Annotated in this window: 30 protein-coding genes; all 30 read left to right on the top strand. The window is 54.7% G+C overall.

Features of this window, described 5'->3' with window-relative positions; translation table 11 throughout:
- Window positions 1–39 precede the first annotated feature (39 nt).
- Window positions 40–4239 (top strand): DNA-directed RNA polymerase subunit beta', encoded by a 4200-nt coding sequence (rpoC, locus tag CKW16_RS24855; protein ID WP_046047315.1) that lies wholly within the window; start codon window positions 40–42, stop codon window positions 4237–4239.
- A 216-nt stretch (window positions 4240–4455) separates the two neighbouring features.
- The gene (gene rpsL / locus CKW16_RS24850; RefSeq protein WP_002555494.1) at window positions 4456–4827 is read left to right on the top strand and encodes a 30S ribosomal protein S12; all 372 of its coding nucleotides are present in this window, start codon (window positions 4456–4458) and stop codon (window positions 4825–4827) included.
- 118 nt (window positions 4828–4945) lie between these two features.
- A complete protein-coding gene (gene rpsG / locus CKW16_RS24845) occupies window positions 4946–5416 on the top strand; it encodes a 30S ribosomal protein S7 (RefSeq protein WP_002555493.1) in 471 nt (156 codons plus the stop codon).
- 30 nt (window positions 5417–5446) lie between these two features.
- Complete coding sequence (gene fusA / locus CKW16_RS24840; RefSeq protein ID WP_046047316.1) at window positions 5447–7552, top strand: elongation factor G; 2106 nt, start codon at window positions 5447–5449, stop codon at window positions 7550–7552.
- Window positions 7553–7583: 31 nt separating this feature from the next.
- Window positions 7584–8777: an elongation factor Tu gene (tuf, locus tag CKW16_RS24835; protein ID WP_008145495.1), complete on the top strand. Its 1194-nt coding sequence runs from the start codon at window positions 7584–7586 to the stop codon at window positions 8775–8777.
- A 141-nt stretch (window positions 8778–8918) separates the two neighbouring features.
- Complete coding sequence (gene rpsJ, locus CKW16_RS24830) at window positions 8919–9230, top strand: 30S ribosomal protein S10 (protein ID WP_003186070.1); 312 nt, start codon at window positions 8919–8921, stop codon at window positions 9228–9230.
- 80 nt (window positions 9231–9310) lie between these two features.
- Entirely contained in the window at window positions 9311–9946 is a 636-nt protein-coding gene (gene rplC, locus CKW16_RS24825; protein WP_003186059.1) for a 50S ribosomal protein L3, read from the top strand.
- A gap of 12 nt (window positions 9947–9958) precedes the next feature.
- Window positions 9959–10561 carry a 50S ribosomal protein L4 gene (rplD, locus tag CKW16_RS24820; protein ID WP_007896707.1) on the top strand — a complete coding sequence of 201 codons (603 nt, stop codon included), beginning with the start codon at window positions 9959–9961 and terminating at the stop codon, window positions 10559–10561.
- Window positions 10558–10857, top strand: coding sequence for a 50S ribosomal protein L23 (gene rplW / locus CKW16_RS24815; RefSeq protein WP_002555488.1), 300 nt, complete (start codon window positions 10558–10560; stop codon window positions 10855–10857). The genes rplD and rplW overlap by 4 nt, the downstream gene beginning before the upstream one ends.
- 14 nt (window positions 10858–10871) lie before the next feature.
- Window positions 10872–11696, top strand: a complete 825-nt coding sequence (gene rplB, locus CKW16_RS24810; protein WP_003176423.1) for a 50S ribosomal protein L2 — start codon at window positions 10872–10874, stop codon at window positions 11694–11696.
- Window positions 11697–11712: 16 nt separating this feature from the next.
- A complete protein-coding gene (gene rpsS / locus CKW16_RS24805) occupies window positions 11713–11988 on the top strand; it encodes a 30S ribosomal protein S19 (RefSeq protein ID WP_002555486.1) in 276 nt (91 codons plus the stop codon).
- Window positions 11989–12001: 13 nt separating this feature from the next.
- Window positions 12002–12334 (top strand): 50S ribosomal protein L22, encoded by a 333-nt coding sequence (rplV, locus tag CKW16_RS24800; protein WP_003103908.1) that lies wholly within the window; start codon window positions 12002–12004, stop codon window positions 12332–12334.
- 13 nt (window positions 12335–12347) lie between these two features.
- Entirely contained in the window at window positions 12348–13034 is a 687-nt protein-coding gene (rpsC, locus tag CKW16_RS24795; RefSeq protein ID WP_003176422.1) for a 30S ribosomal protein S3, read from the top strand.
- Window positions 13035–13046: 12 nt separating this feature from the next.
- Complete coding sequence (rplP, locus tag CKW16_RS24790) at window positions 13047–13460, top strand: 50S ribosomal protein L16 (protein WP_008145497.1); 414 nt, start codon at window positions 13047–13049, stop codon at window positions 13458–13460.
- Window positions 13460–13651 (top strand): 50S ribosomal protein L29, encoded by a 192-nt coding sequence (gene rpmC / locus CKW16_RS24785; protein WP_008030901.1) that lies wholly within the window; start codon window positions 13460–13462, stop codon window positions 13649–13651. The genes rplP and rpmC overlap by 1 nt, the downstream gene beginning before the upstream one ends.
- A gap of 2 nt (window positions 13652–13653) precedes the next feature.
- Window positions 13654–13920, top strand: a complete 267-nt coding sequence (gene rpsQ / locus CKW16_RS24780) for a 30S ribosomal protein S17 (protein WP_003176419.1) — start codon at window positions 13654–13656, stop codon at window positions 13918–13920.
- 23 nt (window positions 13921–13943) lie between these two features.
- Window positions 13944–14312 carry a 50S ribosomal protein L14 gene (gene rplN / locus CKW16_RS24775; RefSeq protein ID WP_002555479.1) on the top strand — a complete coding sequence of 123 codons (369 nt, stop codon included), beginning with the start codon at window positions 13944–13946 and terminating at the stop codon, window positions 14310–14312.
- 11 nt (window positions 14313–14323) lie between these two features.
- Window positions 14324–14638, top strand: a complete 315-nt coding sequence (rplX, locus tag CKW16_RS24770) for a 50S ribosomal protein L24 (protein WP_008145498.1) — start codon at window positions 14324–14326, stop codon at window positions 14636–14638.
- A gap of 20 nt (window positions 14639–14658) precedes the next feature.
- Window positions 14659–15198, top strand: coding sequence for a 50S ribosomal protein L5 (gene rplE, locus CKW16_RS24765; RefSeq protein WP_003176415.1), 540 nt, complete (start codon window positions 14659–14661; stop codon window positions 15196–15198).
- Between the two features lie 13 nt (window positions 15199–15211).
- Entirely contained in the window at window positions 15212–15517 is a 306-nt protein-coding gene (gene rpsN, locus CKW16_RS24760; RefSeq protein WP_003176414.1) for a 30S ribosomal protein S14, read from the top strand.
- A gap of 209 nt (window positions 15518–15726) precedes the next feature.
- Window positions 15727–16119 (top strand): 30S ribosomal protein S8, encoded by a 393-nt coding sequence (rpsH, locus tag CKW16_RS24755; protein ID WP_003186040.1) that lies wholly within the window; start codon window positions 15727–15729, stop codon window positions 16117–16119.
- 12 nt (window positions 16120–16131) lie between these two features.
- On the top strand, window positions 16132–16665 hold the full coding sequence (gene rplF / locus CKW16_RS24750) for a 50S ribosomal protein L6 (protein WP_003176412.1): 534 nt from the start codon (window positions 16132–16134) through the stop codon (window positions 16663–16665).
- A 10-nt stretch (window positions 16666–16675) separates the two neighbouring features.
- Window positions 16676–17026: a 50S ribosomal protein L18 gene (rplR, locus tag CKW16_RS24745; RefSeq protein WP_003186037.1), complete on the top strand. Its 351-nt coding sequence runs from the start codon at window positions 16676–16678 to the stop codon at window positions 17024–17026.
- A gap of 3 nt (window positions 17027–17029) precedes the next feature.
- Window positions 17030–17530: a 30S ribosomal protein S5 gene (rpsE, locus tag CKW16_RS24740; protein ID WP_007943782.1), complete on the top strand. Its 501-nt coding sequence runs from the start codon at window positions 17030–17032 to the stop codon at window positions 17528–17530.
- Between the two features lie 2 nt (window positions 17531–17532).
- Window positions 17533–17709, top strand: a complete 177-nt coding sequence (rpmD, locus tag CKW16_RS24735) for a 50S ribosomal protein L30 (protein WP_003186033.1) — start codon at window positions 17533–17535, stop codon at window positions 17707–17709.
- A 3-nt stretch (window positions 17710–17712) separates the two neighbouring features.
- Complete coding sequence (rplO, locus tag CKW16_RS24730) at window positions 17713–18150, top strand: 50S ribosomal protein L15 (RefSeq protein WP_007896782.1); 438 nt, start codon at window positions 17713–17715, stop codon at window positions 18148–18150.
- The gene (secY, locus tag CKW16_RS24725; RefSeq protein WP_007896784.1) at window positions 18151–19479 is read left to right on the top strand and encodes a preprotein translocase subunit SecY; all 1329 of its coding nucleotides are present in this window, start codon (window positions 18151–18153) and stop codon (window positions 19477–19479) included. It abuts the gene before it with no gap.
- A 27-nt stretch (window positions 19480–19506) separates the two neighbouring features.
- A complete protein-coding gene (gene rpmJ, locus CKW16_RS24720) occupies window positions 19507–19623 on the top strand; it encodes a 50S ribosomal protein L36 (RefSeq protein WP_002555468.1) in 117 nt (38 codons plus the stop codon).
- A gap of 130 nt (window positions 19624–19753) precedes the next feature.
- Window positions 19754–20110, top strand: coding sequence for a 30S ribosomal protein S13 (gene rpsM / locus CKW16_RS24715; protein WP_003186020.1), 357 nt, complete (start codon window positions 19754–19756; stop codon window positions 20108–20110).
- A gap of 30 nt (window positions 20111–20140) precedes the next feature.
- Window positions 20141–20530 carry a 30S ribosomal protein S11 gene (rpsK, locus tag CKW16_RS24710; RefSeq protein WP_002555466.1) on the top strand — a complete coding sequence of 130 codons (390 nt, stop codon included), beginning with the start codon at window positions 20141–20143 and terminating at the stop codon, window positions 20528–20530.
- The last annotated feature ends 11 nt before the right edge of the window (window positions 20531–20541 follow it).

Below are 20541 nucleotides of genomic sequence, written 5' to 3'. Positions count from 1 at the left end.
CAGGATTGCCCGCTCTCTGCTCCGCCAGGAGGAAAGGCCTTGAAAGACCTACTGAATTTGCTGAAAAACCAGGGTCAAGTCGAAGAGTTCGACGCCATCCGTATTGGATTGGCATCGCCTGAGATGATCCGTTCGTGGTCGTTCGGTGAAGTTAAAAAGCCGGAAACCATCAACTACCGTACGTTCAAACCTGAGCGTGACGGCCTGTTCTGCGCCAAGATCTTTGGCCCGGTAAAGGATTACGAGTGCCTGTGCGGTAAGTACAAGCGCTTGAAGCACCGCGGTGTGATCTGCGAGAAGTGCGGCGTTGAAGTCGCGCTGGCCAAAGTTCGTCGTGAGCGCATGGCGCACATCGAACTGGCTTCCCCGGTTGCCCACATCTGGTTCCTGAAATCGCTGCCGTCGCGTATCGGCTTGCTGATGGACATGACCCTGCGTGATATCGAACGCGTTCTCTACTTCGAGAGCTATGTCGTTATCGATCCAGGCATGACCACCCTTGAAAAAGGTCAGCTGCTCAACGACGAGCAGTACTTCGAAGCGCTGGAAGAGTTCGGCGACGATTTCGATGCCCGCATGGGTGCCGAAGCTGTCCGTGAACTGCTGCACGCTATCGACCTGGAACACGAGATTGGCCGTCTGCGTGAAGAAATTCCGCAAACCAACTCCGAAACCAAAATCAAGAAGCTGTCCAAGCGTCTGAAGTTGATGGAAGCCTTCCAGGGTTCCGGCAACCTTCCAGAATGGATGGTGCTGACCGTTCTGCCGGTTCTGCCGCCAGATCTGCGTCCACTGGTCCCGCTGGATGGCGGTCGCTTCGCGACTTCCGACCTCAACGATCTGTATCGTCGAGTGATCAACCGTAACAACCGCTTGAAGCGCCTGCTTGATCTGTCCGCTCCGGACATCATCGTGCGCAACGAAAAGCGTATGTTGCAGGAAGCTGTCGATGCACTGCTCGATAACGGTCGTCGTGGCCGCGCTATCACCGGTTCCAACAAGCGTCCTCTGAAATCCCTGGCTGACATGATCAAGGGTAAACAAGGTCGTTTCCGTCAGAACTTGCTCGGTAAGCGTGTTGACTACTCCGGTCGTTCGGTAATTACCGTAGGTCCGACCCTGCGTCTGCACCAGTGCGGTCTGCCGAAGAAGATGGCTCTCGAGCTGTTCAAGCCGTTCATTTTCGGCAAGCTGGAAATGCGTGGTCTCGCTACCACCATCAAAGCTGCCAAGAAGATGGTCGAGCGCGAGCTGCCAGAGGTTTGGGACGTTCTCGCTGAAGTGATCCGTGAACACCCGGTTCTCCTCAACCGTGCACCGACCCTTCACCGTCTGGGTATCCAGGCGTTTGAACCGGTACTGATCGAAGGTAAGGCTATCCAGCTGCACCCGTTGGTCTGTGCTGCGTACAACGCCGACTTCGACGGCGACCAAATGGCCGTGCACGTACCGCTGACACTGGAAGCCCAGTTGGAAGCGCGTGCGTTGATGATGTCGACCAACAACATTCTGTCGCCAGCCAACGGTGAGCCAATCATCGTTCCGTCGCAGGACGTTGTATTGGGTCTGTACTACATGACTCGTGAAGCGATCAACGCCAAGGGCGAAGGTCGTGTGTTCGCGGATCTGCAAGAAGTTGACCGTGTGTTCCGTGCCGGCGAAGCCGCACTGCACGCTAAAGTCAAAGTGCGGATCAACGAAACCGTCAACGACCGTGATGGCGGCAGCGTGAGCGGCACTCGTATCGTCGACACCACTGTCGGCCGTGCGCTGTTGTTCCAGGTTGTTCCACCTGGCCTGTCGTACGACGTCGTCAACCAGCCGATGAAGAAAAAGGCGATCTCCAAGCTGATCAACCAGTGCTACCGCGTGGTTGGTTTGAAAGAGACCGTGATCTTCGCTGACCAGTTGATGTACACCGGTTTTGCCTATTCGACCATTTCCGGCGTTTCCATCGGTGTTAACGACTTCGTTATCCCGGATGAAAAAGCCCGCATCATCAATGCTGCTACTGATGAAGTGAAAGAGATCGAAAGTCAGTACGCCTCCGGCCTGGTAACCCAGGGCGAGAAGTACAACAAAGTAATCGACCTTTGGTCCAAGGCGAACGACGAAGTTTCCAAGGCGATGATGGCCAACCTCTCGAAAGAGAAAGTCATCGACCGCCATGGCGTCGAAGTCGACCAAGAGTCTTTCAACTCGATGTACATGATGGCCGACTCGGGCGCACGGGGTTCTGCTGCGCAGATCCGTCAGCTCGCCGGTATGCGTGGCCTGATGGCCAAGCCGGACGGTTCCATCATCGAAACGCCGATTACTGCGAACTTCCGTGAAGGTTTGAGCGTACTTCAGTACTTCATCTCGACTCACGGTGCTCGTAAAGGTTTGGCGGATACCGCGTTGAAAACTGCGAACTCCGGTTACCTGACTCGTCGTCTGGTAGACGTGGCGCAGGATCTGGTAGTGACCGAGATCGATTGCGGCACCGAGCATGGCCTGGTAATGACTCCGCACATTGAAGGCGGTGACGTTGTTGAGCCGCTGGGTGAGCGCGTATTGGGTCGTGTTATTGCCCGTGACGTGTTCAAGCCAGGTACCGAAGAAATCATCGTTCCTGCCGGCACACTGGTAGACGAGAAGTGGGTCGAGTTCATCGAGCTGAACAGCATCGATGAAGTGATCGTGCGTTCGCCGATCAGCTGCGAAACCCGCTACGGCATTTGCGCCAAGTGCTACGGCCGTGATTTGGCTCGTGGTCACCAGGTGAACATCGGTGAAGCGGTCGGCGTTATCGCTGCCCAGTCCATCGGTGAGCCGGGTACCCAGTTGACCATGCGTACGTTCCACATCGGTGGTGCGGCAAGCCGGACCTCCGCAGCCGACAGCGTTCAGGTGAAGAATGGCGGTACCGTCCGTCTGCACAACCTGAAGCACGTTGAGCGAGTGGATGGTTGCCTGGTTGCTGTGTCCCGTTCCGGTGAGCTGGCAATCGCTGATGACTTCGGTCGTGAGCGCGAGCGTTACAAGCTGCCGTACGGTGCTGTGATTTCGGTTAAAGAAGGTGACAAGGTCGACGCTGGCGCAATCGTGGCCAAGTGGGATCCGCACACTCACCCAATCGTTACCGAAATGAAAGGTACCGTGACCTACGTGGGCATGGAAGAAGGCATCACGATCAAGCGTCAGACTGACGAATTGACCGGTATGACCAACATTGAAGTACTCGACGCCAAAGACCGTCCAGCTGCCGGTAAAGATATCCGTCCTGCTGTGAAGATGGTTGATGACAACGGCAAGGATCTCTTGCTGCCGGGTACCGACGTAATTGCTCAGTACTTCCTGCCTGCTAACGCCCTGGTCGGTGTAGCGGACGGTGCGAAAATCGCGATCGGTGATGTTATCGCTCGTATTCCGCAAGAGACTTCGAAGACCCGTGACATCACCGGTGGTCTGCCGCGTGTTGCCGACTTGTTCGAAGCCCGTCGTCCGAAAGAAGCCTCGATTCTGGCTGAAGTCAGCGGCACCATCGCGTTCGGTAAAGAGACCAAAGGCAAACGCCGTCTGGTTATCACTCCGAACGACGGCACCGATCCGTACGAAGAGCTGATTCCGAAGTGGCGTCACCTGAACGTCTTCGAAGGCGAACAGGTAAACCGCGGCGAAGTTATCTCCGACGGCCCGAGCGATCCACACGACATCCTGCGTCTGCTGGGTGTGAGTGCGCTGGCCAAGTACATCGTGAACGAGATCCAGGACGTTTACCGTCTGCAAGGCGTGAAGATCAACGACAAGCACATCGAGACCATCCTGCGTCAGATGTTGCGTAAGGTTGAAATCGCTGAATCCGGCGACTCGACTTTCATCAAGGGTGACCAGATGGAGTTGACTCACGTTCTGGTAGAGAACGAGCGTCTGGCTGGCGACGAGAAATTCGTTTCCAAGTTCACTCGCGTGCTGTTGGGTATCACCAAGGCGTCGTTGTCCACTGAATCGTTCATCTCGGCGGCTTCCTTCCAGGAAACCACTCGCGTTCTGACCGAAGCGGCGGTAACCGGCAAGCGCGATTACTTGCGCGGCCTGAAAGAAAACGTGGTCGTGGGTCGTCTGATCCCGGCTGGTACCGGTCTGGCTTATCACAGCGAGCGCAAGCGCCGCCGTGATGCTGACAAACCGTTGCGCGTAAGCGCCAGTGAAGTGGAAGCTGCACTGACCGAAGCGCTGAACTCGAGCGGTAACTGAGTTCTGCGATAAATGAGCGTAAGGCCCTGGCCGTCCCGTTCATCGAATCGAGACAATTTGTCGAGGTTCGATGAGCGGGGAGGTCGGGGCCTTGCCTTGACTGGGGGCAAGATCCTCTTTAGACTCTTGTACCCCTAAATTTGGCGGGAATTCGTTCCTGCCATTTTGCTTTTCTTGCAAGACAATAGCGTCGCAAGACAACAGTGGAGCTAGTAGATGGCAACTATCAACCAGCTGGTACGTCAGCCGCGTAAGCGTATCGTCGAGAAATCCGACGTGCCTGCGCTGCAGAACTGCCCGCAACGTCGTGGCGTATGCACCCGTGTGTATACCACCACGCCGAAAAAACCTAACTCGGCACTGCGTAAAGTATGCCGTGTGCGTCTGACCAACGGTTTCGAGGTTTCCTCGTACATCGGCGGTGAAGGCCACAACCTGCAAGAGCACAGCGTGGTACTGATCCGCGGCGGTCGTGTAAAAGACTTGCCAGGTGTTCGTTACCACACCGTACGCGGTTCGTTGGATACTTCCGGCGTTAAAGGTCGTAACCAGGGTCGTTCGAAGTACGGTACCAAGAAGCCTAAGTAGTAGTGGCTTTTTGTAAAAACTGATTTTCTATTTTTCTGAGTCGATAAGAGTAAGGTCGGAGGCGTCCCGAAAGGGCACCGATTCCGAGCGAACCTGAAGACCGTTTGAGGGCTTATCCATGCCAAGAAGACGCGTAGCAGCCAAGCGCGAAGTGCTTGACGATCCAAAATACGGCAGCCAGATCCTGGCCAAGTTCATGAACCACGTGATGGAAAGCGGCAAGAAAGCCGTTGCCGAGCGTATCGTTTATGGCGCGCTGGAAAAAGTTAAAGAGCGCAAGAACAGCGATCCCCTGGAAATCTTCGAGAAAGCTCTCGACGCCATCGCTCCGCTGGTCGAAGTAAAGTCGCGCCGTGTAGGCGGTGCTACTTACCAGGTTCCGGTCGAAGTTCGTCCGTCCCGTCGTAACGCTCTGGCAATGCGCTGGTTGGTAGACTTCGCCCGCAAGCGCGGCGAGAAGTCTATGGCTCTGCGTTTGGCTGGCGAACTGCTGGACGCCGCTGAAGGCAAAGGTGCTGCAGTTAAGAAGCGTGAAGACGTGCACCGTATGGCTGAAGCCAACAAGGCTTTCTCGCACTACCGCTTCTAATTTTAGCGTCACTAATTTTGCGAGGGCTTTATGGCTCGTACTACACCGATTAATCGCTACCGTAACATTGGTATCGTTGCTCACGTGGATGCTGGTAAAACCACCACCACCGAGCGCGTCCTTTTTTACACTGGCAAAAGTCACAAGATGGGCGAGGTGCATGACGGCGCCGCGACCACAGACTGGATGGTGCAGGAGCAGGAGCGTGGTATTACCATTACTTCTGCTGCTATTACCGCCTTCTGGCAGGGTTCCGAGAAGCAGCACAAGGACCAATACCGCTTCAACGTTATTGATACCCCGGGCCACGTTGACTTCACTATTGAAGTTGAACGTTCCCTGCGTGTACTCGATGGCGCGGTCGTTGTGTTCTGCGGCACCTCGGGCGTTGAGCCTCAGTCGGAAACCGTATGGCGTCAAGCCAACAAATACGGCGTTCCACGTCTTGTTTACGTAAACAAGATGGACCGTGCTGGTGCGAACTTCCTGCGCGTGATCGGTCAGATCAAGCAGCGTCTGGGTCACACCCCGGTGCCAATCCAGTTGGCTATCGGTTCCGAAGACAACTTCCAGGGTCAGATCGATCTGATGGCAATGGAAGCTGTTTACTGGAATGACTCTGACAAAGGCATGGTTCCAGTTCGCAAGCCTATCCCTGCTGAACTGCAGGAATTGGCTGACGAATGGCGCGGCAACATGGTTGAAGCTGCGGCTGAAGCCAGCGAAGAGCTGATGAACAAGTACCTCGAAGGTGAAGAGCTCACCAACGAGGAAATCAAGGCCGCTCTGCGTCAGCGTACTATCGCTGGTGAGATCGTTCTGGCTGTTTGCGGTTCTTCCTTCAAGAACAAGGGTGTTCCCCTGGTTCTCGACGCCGTTATCGACTACCTGCCTGCTCCAAGCGACATTCCTGCCATCAAGGGTACTGACCCGGATGACGAGACCCAGGAAATGGAGCGTCACGCAGACGACAGCGAGCCGTTCTCGGCTCTGGCGTTCAAGATCGCTACCGACCCATTCGTGGGTACCTTGACCTTTGTTCGGGTTTACTCGGGCGTGTTGGCCTCCGGCGACGGCGTGATCAACTCGGTTAAAGGCAAGAAAGAGCGCGTGGGTCGTATGGTGCAAATGCACGCAAACGCCCGTGAAGAAATCAAGGAAGTGCGCGCTGGTGACATCGCGGCCTTGATCGGCATGAAGGACGTCACCACTGGTGAAACTTTGTGCAACGCTGACAAGCCAATCATCCTGGTTCGCATGGACTTCCCGGAGCCGGTTATTTCGGTTGCCGTAGAGCCTAAGACCAAGGACGACCAGGAAAAAATGGGTATCGCTCTGGGCAAGCTTGCTCAGGAAGATCCATCTTTCCGCGTCAAGACTGATGAAGAGACTGGTCAAACGATCATCTCCGGCATGGGCGAGTTGCACCTGGACATCCTGGTTGACCGGATGCGCCGTGAGTTCAACGTCGAAGCCAACATCGGTAAGCCTCAAGTTTCGTACCGTGAGCGCATCACGAAGAGCTGCGAAATTGAAGGCAAGTTCGTTCGTCAGTCCGGCGGTCGTGGCCAGTTCGGTCATTGCTGGATTCGTTTTGCTCCTGCTGACGAAGGTCAGGAAGGTCTGCAATTCCTGAACGAAGTAGTGGGTGGTGTGGTTCCTAAGGAATACATCCCGGCTATCCAGAAGGGTATCGAAGAGCAGATGAAGAACGGCGTTGTTGCCGGCTATCCGCTGATCGGCCTGAAGGCTACCGTGTTTGATGGTTCCTACCACGACGTCGACTCCAACGAGATGGCGTTTAAGGTGGCTGCTTCCATGGCAACCAAGCAACTGGCCCAGAAGGGTGGTGGTGAGTTGCTTGAGCCGATCATGGCGGTAGAGGTTGTTACACCTGAAGACTATATGGGTGACGTGATGGGCGACCTTAACCGTCGTCGCGGCATGATCCTGGGTATGGAAGACACGGTTTCCGGCAAAGTGATTCGCGCTGAGGTTCCGTTGGGTGAGATGTTCGGTTACGCAACCGACGTTCGTTCCATGTCCCAAGGTCGCGCAAGCTACTCTATGGAATTCAAAAAATACAATACAGCTCCGTCGCATATCGTCGAAACTGTTACCAAAAAACAAGGCTGATTCAGCCCCTTTAGGCTAGGAGTTAATTGTCGTGGCTAAAGAAAAATTTGACCGTACCCTCCCGCACGTCAACGTTGGCACCATCGGTCACGTCGACCACGGTAAAACCACGCTGACCGCTGCTCTGACTCGCGTCTGCTCCGAAGTTTTCGGTTCGGCCGTTGTTGCTTTCGACAAGATCGACAGCGCTCCGGAAGAAAAAGCTCGTGGTATCACCATCAACACCGCGCACGTTGAATACAACTCGCTGATCCGTCACTACGCTCACGTTGACTGCCCAGGTCACGCTGACTATGTGAAGAACATGATCACCGGTGCTGCTCAGATGGACGGCGCTATTCTGGTTTGCTCGGCCGCTGATGGTCCGATGCCACAAACCCGTGAGCACATCCTGCTGTCCCGTCAGGTTGGCGTTCCGTACATCGTTGTCTTCCTGAACAAGGCTGACATGGTTGACGACGCTGAGCTGTTGGAACTGGTTGAGATGGAAGTGCGCGATCTGCTGAGCACTTACGACTTCCCGGGTGACGACACTCCGATCATCATCGGTTCGGCTCTGATGGCTCTGAACGGCCAAGACGACAACGAAATGGGCACCACTGCCGTTCGTAAACTGGTTGAGACTCTGGATAGCTACATCCCGGATCCGGTCCGTGTTATCGACAAGCCGTTCCTGATGCCAATCGAAGACGTATTCTCGATCTCCGGTCGCGGTACTGTTGTAACTGGCCGTATCGAGCGCGGTATCGTCAAGGTTCAGGATCCACTGGAAATCGTTGGTCTGCGTGACACTACCGTCACCACCTGCACCGGTGTTGAAATGTTCCGTAAGCTGCTCGACGAAGGTCGTGCTGGCGAGAACTGCGGCGTGCTGCTGCGCGGCACCAAGCGTGACGACGTTGAGCGTGGCCAGGTTCTGGTCAAGCCAGGTTCGGTTAAGCCGCACACTACCTTCGAAGCTGAAGTGTACGTGTTGAGCAAAGAAGAAGGCGGTCGCCACACTCCGTTCTTCAAAGGCTACCGTCCACAGTTCTACTTCCGGACCACTGACGTGACCGGTAACTGCGAACTGCCGGAAGGCGTTGAAATGGTAATGCCAGGCGACAACATCAAAATGGTTGTCACCCTGATCAAAACCATCGCAATGGAAGATGGTCTGCGTTTCGCTATTCGTGAAGGCGGTCGTACCGTCGGCGCTGGCGTCGTAGCCAAAATCATCGCTTAATAAGTGATGACTTGAAAAAGCCCCCGCCTAGCGGGGGCTTTTTTATTGGGTTGACACTGTAGTAGCCCGTCTATAGAATTGCGCCTCCTTTTAACGGGCGTATTGCGCTCGCTGGGAATAGCAGCCGGAGTCTGAAATCCAATGCAAAATCAGCAAATCCGTATCAGGTTGAAGGCTTTTGACCATCGCCTGATCGACCAATCCACCCAGGAAATCGTGGAAACCGCGAAACGTACTGGTGCTCAAGTGCGTGGTCCAATTCCACTGCCTACCCGTAAAGAGCGGTTCACCGTTCTGGTCTCCCCGCACGTCAACAAAGACGCGCGTGACCAGTATGAGATCCGTACTCATAAGCGCGTTCTGGACATCGTCCAGCCAACGGATAAAACCGTTGATGCTCTTATGAAGCTTGATCTTGCGGCCGGTGTGGAAGTGCAGATCAGCCTCGGCTAAGACTCGGTCTTAGTCGTGTAACGCTCTGAAATGGGCGGCCATAGCGGGTGAAAGCCCCGTACACTCATGAGGTTTACAACATGACTATTGGTGTAGTCGGTCGTAAATGCGGTATGACCCGTATTTTCACCGAAGAAGGTGTCTCCATTCCGGTCACGGTCATTGAGATCGAACCGAATCGCGTCACCCAGTTCAAAACTGAAGAGACCGATGGCTATCGTGCAGTGCAAGTCACTGTAGGCGAGCGTCGTGCTTCGCGTGTTACAGCTGCTCAAGCTGGCCACTTCGCTAAAGCGAACGTTGCCGCTGGTCGTACCGTAATGGAATTCCGTCTTGAAGAAGGCGAGTACCAGGCCGGCGATCTGATCAACGCTGAAATCTTCGCCGCTGGCCAACTGGTTGATGTAACCGGTCAGTCCAAAGGTAAAGGCTTCCAGGGTACGATCAAGCGTTGGAATTTCCGCGGGCAAGATAATACCCACGGTAACTCCGTATCCCACCGCGTTCCAGGCTCTATCGGCCAGTGCCAGACTCCTGGTCGTGTATTCAAGGGCAAAAAAATGTCCGGTCATATGGGCGCTGAGCGCGTGACCGTGCAGTCCCTCGAAGTAGTGCGCGTGGACGCTGAACGCAATCTGTTGTTGGTCAAGGGCGCTGTTCCTGGCGCTACTGGCGGCAACTTGGTTGTACGTCCAGCAGCCAAGGCTCGCGGTTAAGGGGAAGCTGACATGCAATTAAATGTAAATGACGCTCAAGCGATCGAAGTTTCCGAACTGACATTTGGCGGCGAATTCAACGAGACGCTGGTTCACCAAGCAGTCGTGGCCTACATGGCCGGCGGCCGTCAAGGTAGCAAGCAGCAAAAGACCCGTTCCGACGTTCGTGGTGGCGGTAAGCGCCCATGGCGTCAGAAAGGTACTGGCCGTGCTCGTGCCGGTACTATCCGTAGCCCAATCTGGCGTGGCGGCGGTACCACTTTCGCAGCTCGTCCTCAGGATCACACCCAGAAGCTGAACAAGAAGATGTATCGCGCAGCAATGCGCTCCATCCTTGCTGAGCTGGTGCGTACTGATCGTCTGGTTGTGGTTCAGGACTTCGCTGTTGATGCACCGAAGACCAAAGATCTGCTGAACAAACTGACCGGCATGGGCCTGACTGACGTCTTGATCGTGTCTGAAGTGGTTGATCAGAACCTGTACCTGGCTGCTCGTAACCTGCCACACGTTGATGTACGTGACGTGCAAGGTTCCGATCCAGTTAGTCTGATCGCATACGACAAGGTGTTGATCACCGTGTCGGCCGTGAAGAAATTCGAGGAGCTGCTGGGATGAACCAGGAACGCGTATTTAAAGTTCTGCTTGGCCCGCACGTTTCCGAGAAGGCTACGGTTCTGGCTGACAAGAAAGGCCAGTTCGTTTTCAAGGTTGCAACTGACGCAACCAAGCTGGAAATCAAGAAGGCCGTCGAAAGCCTGTTCAGCGTGAAAGTAGAGCGTGTTACTACCCTGAATGTTCTGGGTAAGAGCAAGCGCACTGCTCGCGGTCTGGGCAAGCGTAATGACTGGAAGAAGGCAGTTATCTCCCTTCAGCCAGGCCAAGATCTCGATTTCAGCAGCAGTGCTGAGTAAGGAAGGGGTGCATCATGGCAATCGTTAAATGCAAACCGACTTCCCCTGGCCGCCGTTTTGTGGTCAAGGTGGTCAACCAGGAGCTGCATAAAGGCGCTCCTCACGCACCGCTGCTCGAGAAAAAATCGAAGACTGGTGGTCGTAACAACAATGGTCGTATTACCACTCGTCACATCGGTGGTGGCCATAAGCAGCATTATCGTCTGGTCGATTTCCGTCGCAACGACAAAGATGGCATCTCTGCCACTGTCGAGCGTATTGAATACGATCCAAACCGTACTGCTCACATCGCTCTGCTGCTGTACGCAGATGGCGAGCGTCGCTACATCATCGCCCCTAAAGGCGTGAGTGCTGGCGACCAGCTGATCGCAGGTGCTCTGGCACCGATCAAGCCGGGCAACGCTCTGCAACTGCGTAACATTCCAGTTGGTAGCACCGTACACGGCATCGAATTGAAGCCAGGTAAAGGCGCGCAAATCGCTCGTTCCGCTGGTGCTTCGGCTCAGCTGATCGCTCGTGAAGGTGTCTACGTGACCCTGCGTCTGCGTTCTGGTGAGATGCGTAAAGTGCTGGCTGAATGCCGCGCGACCCTGGGTGAAGTCTCGAACTCCGAGCACAGCCTGCGTTCGCTGGGTAAAGCTGGTGCCAAACGCTGGCGTGGCGTTCGCCCAACCGTTCGTGGTGTTGCCATGAACCCGGTTGACCACCCACATGGTGGTGGTGAAGGTCGTACCTCTGGTGGTCGTCATCCGGTATCGCCATGGGGCTTCCCGACTAAGGGCGCGAAGACTCGTGGTAATAAGCGTACCGACAAAATGATCGTCCGTCGTCGCAAGTAAATAGAGGGATACGACAGTGCCACGTTCTCTGAAAAAAGGTCCTTTTATTGATCTTCACCTACTGAAGAAGATCGAAGTGGCGGCGGAAAAGAACGATCGCAAACCAGTTAAAACCTGGTCGCGTCGTTCGATGATCCTGCCACAAATGGTCGGTTTGACCATTGCAGTGCATAACGGTCGTCAACATGTTCCAGTTCTCGTGAACGAAGACATGGTCGGCCACAAACTGGGCGAGTTTGCCGGTACCCGCACATATCGTGGGCACGTGGCAGACAAGAAAGCCAAGCGTTAAGGGGTAAGGAACGATGGAAGTAGCCGCTAAGTTGTCGGGCGCTCGAATCTCCGCCCAGAAAGCCCGCTTGGTCGCCGACCAGATCCGCGGGAAGAAGGTGGGCGAAGCGCTCAACCTGTTGGCTTTCAGCAGTAAGAAAGCCGCCGAGATCATGAAGAAAGTGCTGGAGTCGGCCGTAGCCAACGCCGAGCATAACGAAGGCGCAGACGTTGATGACCTTAAAGTCAGCACCGTTTTCGTCAACGAAGGGCGTTCGCTGAAGCGAATCATGCCACGTGCCAAAGGCCGTGCTGATCGCATCGTCAAGCGGTCTTGCCATATCACTGTCAAGGTTGCTGACAAGTAACGGAGTCGAAGAGATGGGTCAGAAAGTACATCCCATTGGCATTCGCCTGGGAATCGTCAAGGAGCACACCTCCGTCTGGTACGCAGACGGTCGGACTTATGCGGACTATTTGTTCGCTGATCTGAAGGTGCGCGAGTATCTCCAAGACAAACTAAAAAGCGCGTCCGTAAGCCGTATCGATATCCATCGTCCGGCTCAGACTGCACGTATCACCATCCACACCGCTCGTCCAGGTATCGTTATCGGGAAGAAAGGTGAAGATGTTGAGAAACTGCGTCAGGACCTGACCAAGCAAATGGGTGTGCCTGTGCACATCAATATCGAAGAGATCCGCAAGCCGGAACTCGACGGTATGCTGGTTGCGCAGAGCGTAGCTCAGCAGCTGGAGCGTCGTGTAATGTTCCGTCGCGCTATGAAGCGCGCTGTTCAGAACGCCATGCGCATTGGTGCCAAAGGCATCAAAATCCAAGTGAGCGGTCGTCTCGGCGGTGCTGAAATCGCACGTACTGAATGGTATCGCGAAGGTCGTGTGCCACTGCACACCCTGCGTGCCGACATCGACTATGCCAACTACGAAGCTCACACCACTTACGGTGTGATCGGTGTAAAGGTTTGGATCTTCAAAGGCGAAGTAATTGGTGGTCGCCAAGAAGAACTGAAACCACAAGCACCAGCGCCTCGTAAAAAAGCTGCTAAGTAAGGGGTACGCCAAATGTTGCAACCAAAGCGTACGAAGTTCCGCAAGCAGATGACAGGCCACAACCGTGGTCTGGCACAGCGCGGTAGCAAAGTCAGCTTCGGCGAGTTCGCGCTGAAGTCTGTAGCTCGTGGTCGTCTCACCGCTCGTCAGATCGAGTCAGCGCGTCGTGCTCTGACCCGTCACGTTAAACGTGGCGGCAAGATCTGGATCCGTGTATTCCCGGACAAGCCTATTTCCAAAAAGCCACTCGAAGTTCGGATGGGTAAAGGTAAGGGTAGTGTGGAGTACTGGGTTGCCCAGATTCAGCCAGGCAAAGTCCTGTATGAAATCGAGGGTGTTACTGAAGAGCTGGCGCGTGAGGCTTTTGCCTTGGCTGCTGCAAAGCTGCCGCTCGCCACTGCCTTCGTTAAACGGACGGTGATGTGATGAAAGCGAACGAACTTCGTGAAAAAGACGCGCCGCAGCTTAACGAGCAACTGCTCGGCCTGCTGCGCGACCAGTTCAATCTGCGCATGCAGAAAGCAACTGGCCAGTTGGGGCAGTCTCACCTGCTCCGGCAAGTTAAGCGTGACATCGCTCGCGTGAAGACTGTGCTCAAACAGCAGGCAGGTAAGTAATCATGGCTGAAGCCGAAAAAACCGTCCGTACGCTGACTGGCCGTGTTGTCAGCGACAAAATGGACAAGACCATCACCGTTCTGATCGAGCGTCGCGTTAAGCACCCGATCTACGGTAAATACGTTAAGCGTTCGACTAAGCTGCACGCGCACGACGAAACCAATCAGTGCCACATCGGCGACAAAGTCACTATTCGTGAAACTCGTCCTTTGGCCAAGACCAAGTCTTGGGCGCTGGTTGATGTTCTCGAACGCGCTGTGGAAGTCTAAGGACTAGGGGTCGGAGAAATTATATGATTCAGACTCAATCCATGCTCGATGTGGCCGATAACAGCGGCGCTCGCCGTGTTATGTGCATCAAGGTGCTGGGTGGCTCCCATCGTCGTTACGCTGGTATCGGTGACATCATCAAAGTTACCGTGAAGGAAGCAATTCCTCGCGGTAAAGTGAAAAAAGGCCAAGTGATGACTGCTGTTGTAGTCCGCACTCGTCACGGCGTACGCCGTGCTGATGGCTCCATTATCCGCTTTGATGGCAACGCTGCTGTTCTTCTGAACAACAAGCAAGAGCCGATCGGCACCCGTATCTTTGGGCCAGTGACCCGTGAACTTCGTACTGAGAAGTTCATGAAGATCGTCTCGCTCGCCCCAGAAGTGCTGTAAGGAGATCCGACATGCAAAAGATTCGTCGTGACGACGAGATCATCGTGATCGCCGGCAAAGACAAAGGTAAGCGCGGTAAGGTGCTTAAGGTTCTCGCTAATAACCGTCTGGTTATTGGTGGTCTGAATCTGGTTAAGCGTCATACCAAGCCTAACCCGGCGTCGGGCGTACAAGGCGGTATCGTCGAAAAAGAAGCTCCACTGGACGCTTCTAACGTCGCCATTTTCAACGGCGAAACCAACAAGGCTGACCGCGTTGGTTTCAAAGTAGAAGACGGCAAGAAAATTCGTGTCTTCAAGTCGACCCAAAAAGCGGTTGATGCTTGAACACTGCTAGGTAGAAGACCATGGCACGACTAAAAGAGATTTACTGGAAGGAAATCGCACCGAAGCTTAAGGAAGAACTTAAGCTTTCGAACGTGATGGAAGTTCCACGCGTTACAAAAATCACCCTGAACATGGGTCTGGGCGAAGCGGTCGGTGACAAAAAAGTCATCGAGCACGCTGTTGCCGACCTGGAAAAGATCACCGGCCAGAAAGTCGTTGTGACCTACGCTCGGAAATCCATCGCTGGCTTTAAAGTCCGTGAAGGTTGGCCGATCGGCGTCAAAGTGACCCTGCGCCGTGAGCGTATGTACGAGTTCCTGGATCGTCTGCTGTCGATCTCCCTGCCTCGGGTTCGCGACTTCCGCGGCCTGAATGCCAAGTCCTTCGATGGTCGTGGTAACTACAGCATGGGCGTTAAAGAGCAGATCATCTTCCCGGAAATCGACTACGACAAGATCGATGCTCTCCGCGGTCTGGACATTACCCTGACCACCACTGCCAAGAACGATGATGAAGGTCGCGCCCTGTTGCGTGCTTTCAAATTCCCGTTCCGCAACTGATTGGAGTAGGAAAATGGCCAAGATGAGCATGAAAAACCGCGAGCTGAAGCGTCAGCTCACGGTTGCCAAGTACGCCAAAAAGCGTGCAGCACTGAAAGCTATCATCGTTGATCTGAACGCAAGTCCAGAAGCGCGTTGGGAAGCTACAGTAGCTCTGCAGAAGCAGCCACGTGACGCAAGCGCCTCGCGCATGCGTAACCGCTGCCGCCTGACCGGTCGTCCACACGGCGTTTACCGCAAGTTCGGCCTTGGCCGTAACAAACTGCGTGAAGCTGCAATGCGTGGTGACGTACCTGGTCTGGTTAAAGCCAGCTGGTAAGCACTATCAAAGTCTCGGTGTTCGGGGTCGCAAGATCCTGACCACCGGTGACCTTGAACTTGAATCAAGCCCCTTTTGGGGCTTGATTCATTTGTGGGGTGTGTCTAGAATACCCGGCTCGCCTGAGCCCGTGCTTTTTCCGCATGGATGAGCTCGGCGACAAGTAGTAGCCGCAAGGCTAATTTTTTTGTATTAGGAGCGTCTAGCCCATGAGTATGCAGGACCCGTTAGCGGACATGCTAACTCGAATCCGTAATGCCCAGATGGCTGAAAAGTCCGTCGTAAGCATGCCATCTTCTACTTTGAAGGTAGCTGTTGCCAAAGTCCTGAAGGACGAAGGTTACATTGCGGGTTATCAGATCAGCAGCGAAATCAAACCACTGCTGTCCATCGAGCTGAAGTACTTCGAAGGCCGTCCGGTCATCGAAGAAGTGAAGCGCGTTAGCCGTCCAGGCCTGCGTCAGTACAAGTCCGTCGATGATCTGCCAAAAGTTCGTGGCGGTCTCGGTGTGTCTATCGTCTCCACCAACAAAGGTGTGATGACGGATCGTGCTGCGCGCGCTGCCGGTGTCGGCGGCGAAGTTCTTTGCACTGTGTTCTAAGGGGGGATAAGCATGTCACGCGTCGCTAAGAACCCCGTTAAGCTGCCAGCCGGTGTCGAAGTCAAATTCGCAGGCCAACAGCTTTCGGTGAAGGGTGCCAAGGGCACTCTCGAACTGAACATCCATTCGTCCGTTGAGATCGTTGAAGAAGCTGGTGAGCTGCGTTTCGCTGCTCGCAATGGCGATCAACAAACTCGCGCAATGGCTGGTACCACTCGTGCGTTGGTAAACAACATGGTCCAAGGCGTAAGCCAAGGCTTCGAGCGCAAGCTCCAGCTGGTCGGTGTTGGTTACAAAGCGCAAGCAAAAGGCACAGTGCTGAACCTGGCTCTTGGCTTCTCGCACCCAGTGGATTATGAACTGCCGGAAGGCATCACCGCTGAGACTCCTAGCCAGACCGATATCCTGATCAAGGGCATCGATAAGCAGCTGGTAGGTCAAGTGGCCGCCGAGATCCGCGACTTCCGTCCACCAGAGCCGTACAAAGGCAAAGGTGTGCGCTACGCGGACGAAGTCGTCCGTCGTAAAGAAGCCAAGAAGAAGTAGGGCATAGCAAATGACCGACAAAAAAGTTACTCGACTGCGTCGCGCTCGCAAAGCACGCCTGAAAATGCACGAACTCGAAGTCGTGCGTCTCTGCGTGTTCCGCTCGTCGCAGCACATCTACGCCCAGGTCATTTCGGCCGACGGCAACAAAGTCCTGGCATCTGCCTCGACTTTGGATAAAGAACTGCGTGATGGCGCCACTGGCAACATCGACGCGGCCACTAAGGTTGGCCAGCTGGTCGCTACGCGTGCTAAAGCCGCTGGCGTCTCGCAGGTGGCTTTCGACCGCTCTGGCTTCAAGTACCACGGCCGCGTCAAGGCGCTGGCTGATGCTGCTCGTGAAGCTGGGCTGGAGTTCTAAGTTATGTCAAATAACGACCAAAAGCGCGACGAAGGCTACATCGAGAAGCTGGTTCAAGTTAACCGCGTAGCCAAAACCGTTAAAGGCGGCCGTATCTTCACTTTCACCGCGTTGACCGTGGTTGGTGATGGTAAAGGGCGTGTTGGCTTCGGCCGTGGCAAGTCGCGTGAAGTGCCTGCTGCGATCCAGAAGGCAATGGAAGCTGCTCGCCGCAACATGATCCAAGTTGACCTGAACGGCACCACTCTGCAGTACGCAATGAAGTCCGGTCACGGCGCTTCGAAGGTGTACATGCAGCCTGCTTCTGAAGGTACCGGTATCATCGCTGGCGGCGCTATGCGTGCTGTCCTCGAAGTTGCTGGCGTTCAGAACGTTCTGGCCAAGTGCTACGGCTCGACTAACCCGGTAAACGTGGTTCACGCCACTTTCAAAGGTTTGAAAGCTATGCAGTCTCCTGAATCCATTGCCGCCAAGCGTGGCAAAAGCGTCAAGGAGATCTTCTGATCATGGCTACCGTTAAAGTTACGCTGATCAAAAGCATGACCGGCCGCATCCCTAACCACAAACTGTGCGTTAAGGGTCTGGGTCTGCGTCGCATCGGTCACACTGTAGAAGTACTTGATACTCCCGAGAATCGCGGGATGATCAACAAGGCTTACTACATGCTGCGTGTCGAGGGTTAATCGATGAAACTCAATGATCTGAGTCCAGCGCCGGGTTCCCGTCGCGAAAAGCATCGTCCGGGCCGTGGTATCGGTAGTGGTTTGGGCAAGACCGGTGGCCGTGGCCACAAAGGTCAGTCCTCCCGCTCCGGTGGCACCATTGCTCCAGGCTTTGAAGGTGGTCAACAGCCGCTGCATCGTCGCCTGCCGAAGTTCGGTTTCGTTTCCCTGAAAGCCATGGACCGCGCAGAAGTGCGTTTGTCCGAGCTGGCTAAAGTGGAAGGCGACATCGTCACCGTGCAGTCCCTGAAAGATGCCAACGTGATCAACGTCAACGTACAGCGTGTGAAAATCATGCTGTCCGGCGAAGTTACTCGCGCTGTTACCATCGGAAAGGGAATCGGCGCCACCAAAGGTGCGCGTGCGGCTATCGAAGCAGCTGGCGGCAAGTTCGAGGAATAAATGGCTAAGCAAGGTGCTCTCTCTGCGCTCGGCAAAGGCGGTATGTCTGAACTCTGGGCTCGTCTGCGTTTTCTATTCTTGGCGATTATCGTCTACCGAATAGGCGCACACATCCCGGTTCCAGGTATCAACCCGGACCGACTCGCGGACCTGTTTCGACAGAATGAGGGGACCATTCTTAGCTTGTTCAACATGTTTTCCGGCGGTGCGCTGGAACGGATGAGCATCTTTGCACTGGGGATCATGCCGTACATTTCGGCATCGATCATCATGCAGCTGATGACCGCCGTCAGCCCGCAGCTGGAACAGTTGAAGAAGGAAGGTGAAGCTGGGCGTCGCAAGATCGCTCAGTACACCCGCTACGGCACTGTCGTCCTCGCTCTCGTTCAGGCAATTGGCATGTCCATTGGTCTGGCAGGGCAGGGCGTTGCGTTCACTGGTGACTTTGGCTTCCATTTCGTCGCGGTATCCACTTTTGTGGCTGGTGCGATGTTCATGATGTGGCTGGGTGAGCAGATTACTGAGCGTGGTGTTGGCAACGGTATCTCGATGTTGATTTTCGCAGGTATCGTCGCCGGTCTTCCGAGAGCGATCGGGCAGTCTTTCGAGTCTGCGCGTCAGGGTGATATCAACATTTTTGCCTTGGTTGCCATCGGTTTGCTGGCAGTAGCGATTATCGGTTTCGTGGTGTTCATTGAGCGTGGTCAGCGTCGTATTGCTGTTCATTACGCCAAGCGTCAGCAGGGCCGTAAGGTCTTTGCTGCGCAGACTAGCCACTTGCCGTTGAAGGTGAACATGGCCGGTGTTATTCCGGCCATTTTCGCGAGCAGCATTTTGCTGTTCCCGGCTTCGTTGGGTACCTGGTTTGGTCAGTCTGAAGGTATGGGCTGGCTGCAGGACATCTCGCAGTCGATCGCTCCTGGTCAGCCGTTGAATATTCTGCTGTTTAGTGCAGGGATTATTTTCTTCTGCTTCTTCTATACGGCGTTGATGTTCAATCCGAAAGACGTAGCGGAAAACCTGAAGAAGTCCGGTGCCTTTATTCCGGGCATCCGTCCAGGTGAGCAGTCTGCGCGCTACATTGATGGCGTTCTGACTCGTTTGACCCTGTTCGGTGCTCTATATATGACGGCCGTGTGCCTGTTGCCCCAGTTCCTGGTGGTTGCAGCAAACGTTCCGTTCTACCTTGGCGGGACCTCGTTGCTGATCGTCGTCGTGGTTGTGATGGACTTCATGTCCCAAGTACAATCGCACCTCGTTTCGCACCAGTACGAATCCCTGATGAAGAAAGCCAACCTGAAGGGTTACGGCAGCGGCATGTTGCGCTGAGTACCCATAAGGTTCGAGGAGTTGGTGATGAAAGTTCGTGCATCGGTGAAAAAGCTGTGCCGTAACTGCAAGATTATTCGCCGCGAAGGTGTTGTTCGAGTAATTTGCAGCGCGGAACCGCGTCACAAACAGCGCCAAGGCTGAGTGTGATTGTGCTTCAAGCCCGGCAGCTAGTGCGCTGCCGGGTTGATTATTTGTTATTACAGCGATATTATCTCGCGCCCTATTTCTTGGCTTCCGGGGCGTAGGTAGCTGTCAATTGGAGTCCCACTGAATGGCCCGTATTGCAGGCGTTAACATTCCAGATAACAAGCATACTGTTATCTCGCTGACCTACATCTATGGTGTTGGTCGCACTACTGCACAGAAGATCTGTGCAGTGACTGGGGTAAACCCAGCCGCAAAGATCAAAGATCTGAGCGACGAGCAGATTGAACAGCTGCGTGGCGAAGTGGCGAAGTTCACCACTGAAGGTGACCTGCGTCGCGAAATCAACATGAAAATCAAGCGTTTGATGGACCTCGGTTGCTATCGCGGTCTGCGTCATCGTCGTGGTCTTCCAGTGCGCGGTCAGCGTACCAAGACTAACGCGCGTACCCGTAAAGGTCCGCGTAAGCCGATCCGCAAGTAATCGCCCCAGCGAATCGACAGGAAATTAATCATGGCTAAACCTGCTGCTCGTCCTCGTAAAAAAGTTAAAAAGACAGTGGTTGATGGCATCGCCCACATCCATGCATCTTTTAACAACACAATCGTGACCATCACCGACCGTCAAGGCAACGCTCTTTCCTGGGCTACCTCCGGTGGTTCGGGTTTCCGCGGTTCCCGCAAGTCCACCCCGTTTGCTGCTCAAGTAGCTGCTGAACGTGCTGGTCAAGCTGCGCTGGAATACGGCCTGAAAAACCTCGACGTTAACGTCAAAGGTCCAGGTCCAGGTCGTGAATCTGCAGTCCGCGCTTTGAACGGCTGTGGCTACAAGATCGCCAGCATCACCGACGTGACGCCAATCCCGCACAACGGGTGCCGTCCGCCGAAGAAGCGCCGCGTGTAATCCAGGAGATT

This window comes from Pseudomonas sp. Irchel s3h14, from assembly GCF_900187425.1.
GTDB lineage: Bacteria > Pseudomonadota > Gammaproteobacteria > Pseudomonadales > Pseudomonadaceae > Aquipseudomonas.
This window is presented reverse-complemented; position numbering and strand designations above follow the sequence as displayed.

What these genes read in the sequence shown, in the direction of transcription:
- rpmD (WP_003186033.1), top strand. Translation starts at nt 17,533, where the DNA reads ATGGCTACCGTTAAAGTTACGCTGATCAAAAGCATGACCGGCCGCATC.
- rplB (WP_003176423.1), top strand. Translation starts at nt 10,872, where the DNA reads ATGGCAATCGTTAAATGCAAACCGACTTCCCCTGGCCGCCGTTTTGTG.
- rpsH (WP_003186040.1), top strand. Translation starts at nt 15,727, where the DNA reads ATGAGTATGCAGGACCCGTTAGCGGACATGCTAACTCGAATCCGTAAT.
- rpsC (WP_003176422.1), top strand. Translation starts at nt 12,348, where the DNA reads ATGGGTCAGAAAGTACATCCCATTGGCATTCGCCTGGGAATCGTCAAG.
- rplW (WP_002555488.1), top strand. Translation starts at nt 10,558, where the DNA reads ATGAACCAGGAACGCGTATTTAAAGTTCTGCTTGGCCCGCACGTTTCC.
- rpmJ (WP_002555468.1), top strand. Translation starts at nt 19,507, where the DNA reads ATGAAAGTTCGTGCATCGGTGAAAAAGCTGTGCCGTAACTGCAAGATT.
- fusA (WP_046047316.1), top strand. Translation starts at nt 5,447, where the DNA reads ATGGCTCGTACTACACCGATTAATCGCTACCGTAACATTGGTATCGTT.
- rpsL (WP_002555494.1), top strand. Translation starts at nt 4,456, where the DNA reads ATGGCAACTATCAACCAGCTGGTACGTCAGCCGCGTAAGCGTATCGTC.
- secY (WP_007896784.1), top strand. Translation starts at nt 18,151, where the DNA reads ATGGCTAAGCAAGGTGCTCTCTCTGCGCTCGGCAAAGGCGGTATGTCT.
- rplD (WP_007896707.1), top strand. Translation starts at nt 9,959, where the DNA reads ATGCAATTAAATGTAAATGACGCTCAAGCGATCGAAGTTTCCGAACTG.
- rplR (WP_003186037.1), top strand. Translation starts at nt 16,676, where the DNA reads ATGACCGACAAAAAAGTTACTCGACTGCGTCGCGCTCGCAAAGCACGC.
- rpsG (WP_002555493.1), top strand. Translation starts at nt 4,946, where the DNA reads ATGCCAAGAAGACGCGTAGCAGCCAAGCGCGAAGTGCTTGACGATCCA.
- rplN (WP_002555479.1), top strand. Translation starts at nt 13,944, where the DNA reads ATGATTCAGACTCAATCCATGCTCGATGTGGCCGATAACAGCGGCGCT.
- rplF (WP_003176412.1), top strand. Translation starts at nt 16,132, where the DNA reads ATGTCACGCGTCGCTAAGAACCCCGTTAAGCTGCCAGCCGGTGTCGAA.
- rpsM (WP_003186020.1), top strand. Translation starts at nt 19,754, where the DNA reads ATGGCCCGTATTGCAGGCGTTAACATTCCAGATAACAAGCATACTGTT.
- rpsK (WP_002555466.1), top strand. Translation starts at nt 20,141, where the DNA reads ATGGCTAAACCTGCTGCTCGTCCTCGTAAAAAAGTTAAAAAGACAGTG.
- rplP (WP_008145497.1), top strand. Translation starts at nt 13,047, where the DNA reads ATGTTGCAACCAAAGCGTACGAAGTTCCGCAAGCAGATGACAGGCCAC.
- rpsN (WP_003176414.1), top strand. Translation starts at nt 15,212, where the DNA reads ATGGCCAAGATGAGCATGAAAAACCGCGAGCTGAAGCGTCAGCTCACG.
- rplO (WP_007896782.1), top strand. Translation starts at nt 17,713, where the DNA reads ATGAAACTCAATGATCTGAGTCCAGCGCCGGGTTCCCGTCGCGAAAAG.
- rplE (WP_003176415.1), top strand. Translation starts at nt 14,659, where the DNA reads ATGGCACGACTAAAAGAGATTTACTGGAAGGAAATCGCACCGAAGCTT.
- rplX (WP_008145498.1), top strand. Translation starts at nt 14,324, where the DNA reads ATGCAAAAGATTCGTCGTGACGACGAGATCATCGTGATCGCCGGCAAA.
- rpsJ (WP_003186070.1), top strand. Translation starts at nt 8,919, where the DNA reads ATGCAAAATCAGCAAATCCGTATCAGGTTGAAGGCTTTTGACCATCGC.
- rplV (WP_003103908.1), top strand. Translation starts at nt 12,002, where the DNA reads ATGGAAGTAGCCGCTAAGTTGTCGGGCGCTCGAATCTCCGCCCAGAAA.
- rpsQ (WP_003176419.1), top strand. Translation starts at nt 13,654, where the DNA reads ATGGCTGAAGCCGAAAAAACCGTCCGTACGCTGACTGGCCGTGTTGTC.
- rpsE (WP_007943782.1), top strand. Translation starts at nt 17,030, where the DNA reads ATGTCAAATAACGACCAAAAGCGCGACGAAGGCTACATCGAGAAGCTG.
- rpmC (WP_008030901.1), top strand. Translation starts at nt 13,460, where the DNA reads ATGAAAGCGAACGAACTTCGTGAAAAAGACGCGCCGCAGCTTAACGAG.
- rplC (WP_003186059.1), top strand. Translation starts at nt 9,311, where the DNA reads ATGACTATTGGTGTAGTCGGTCGTAAATGCGGTATGACCCGTATTTTC.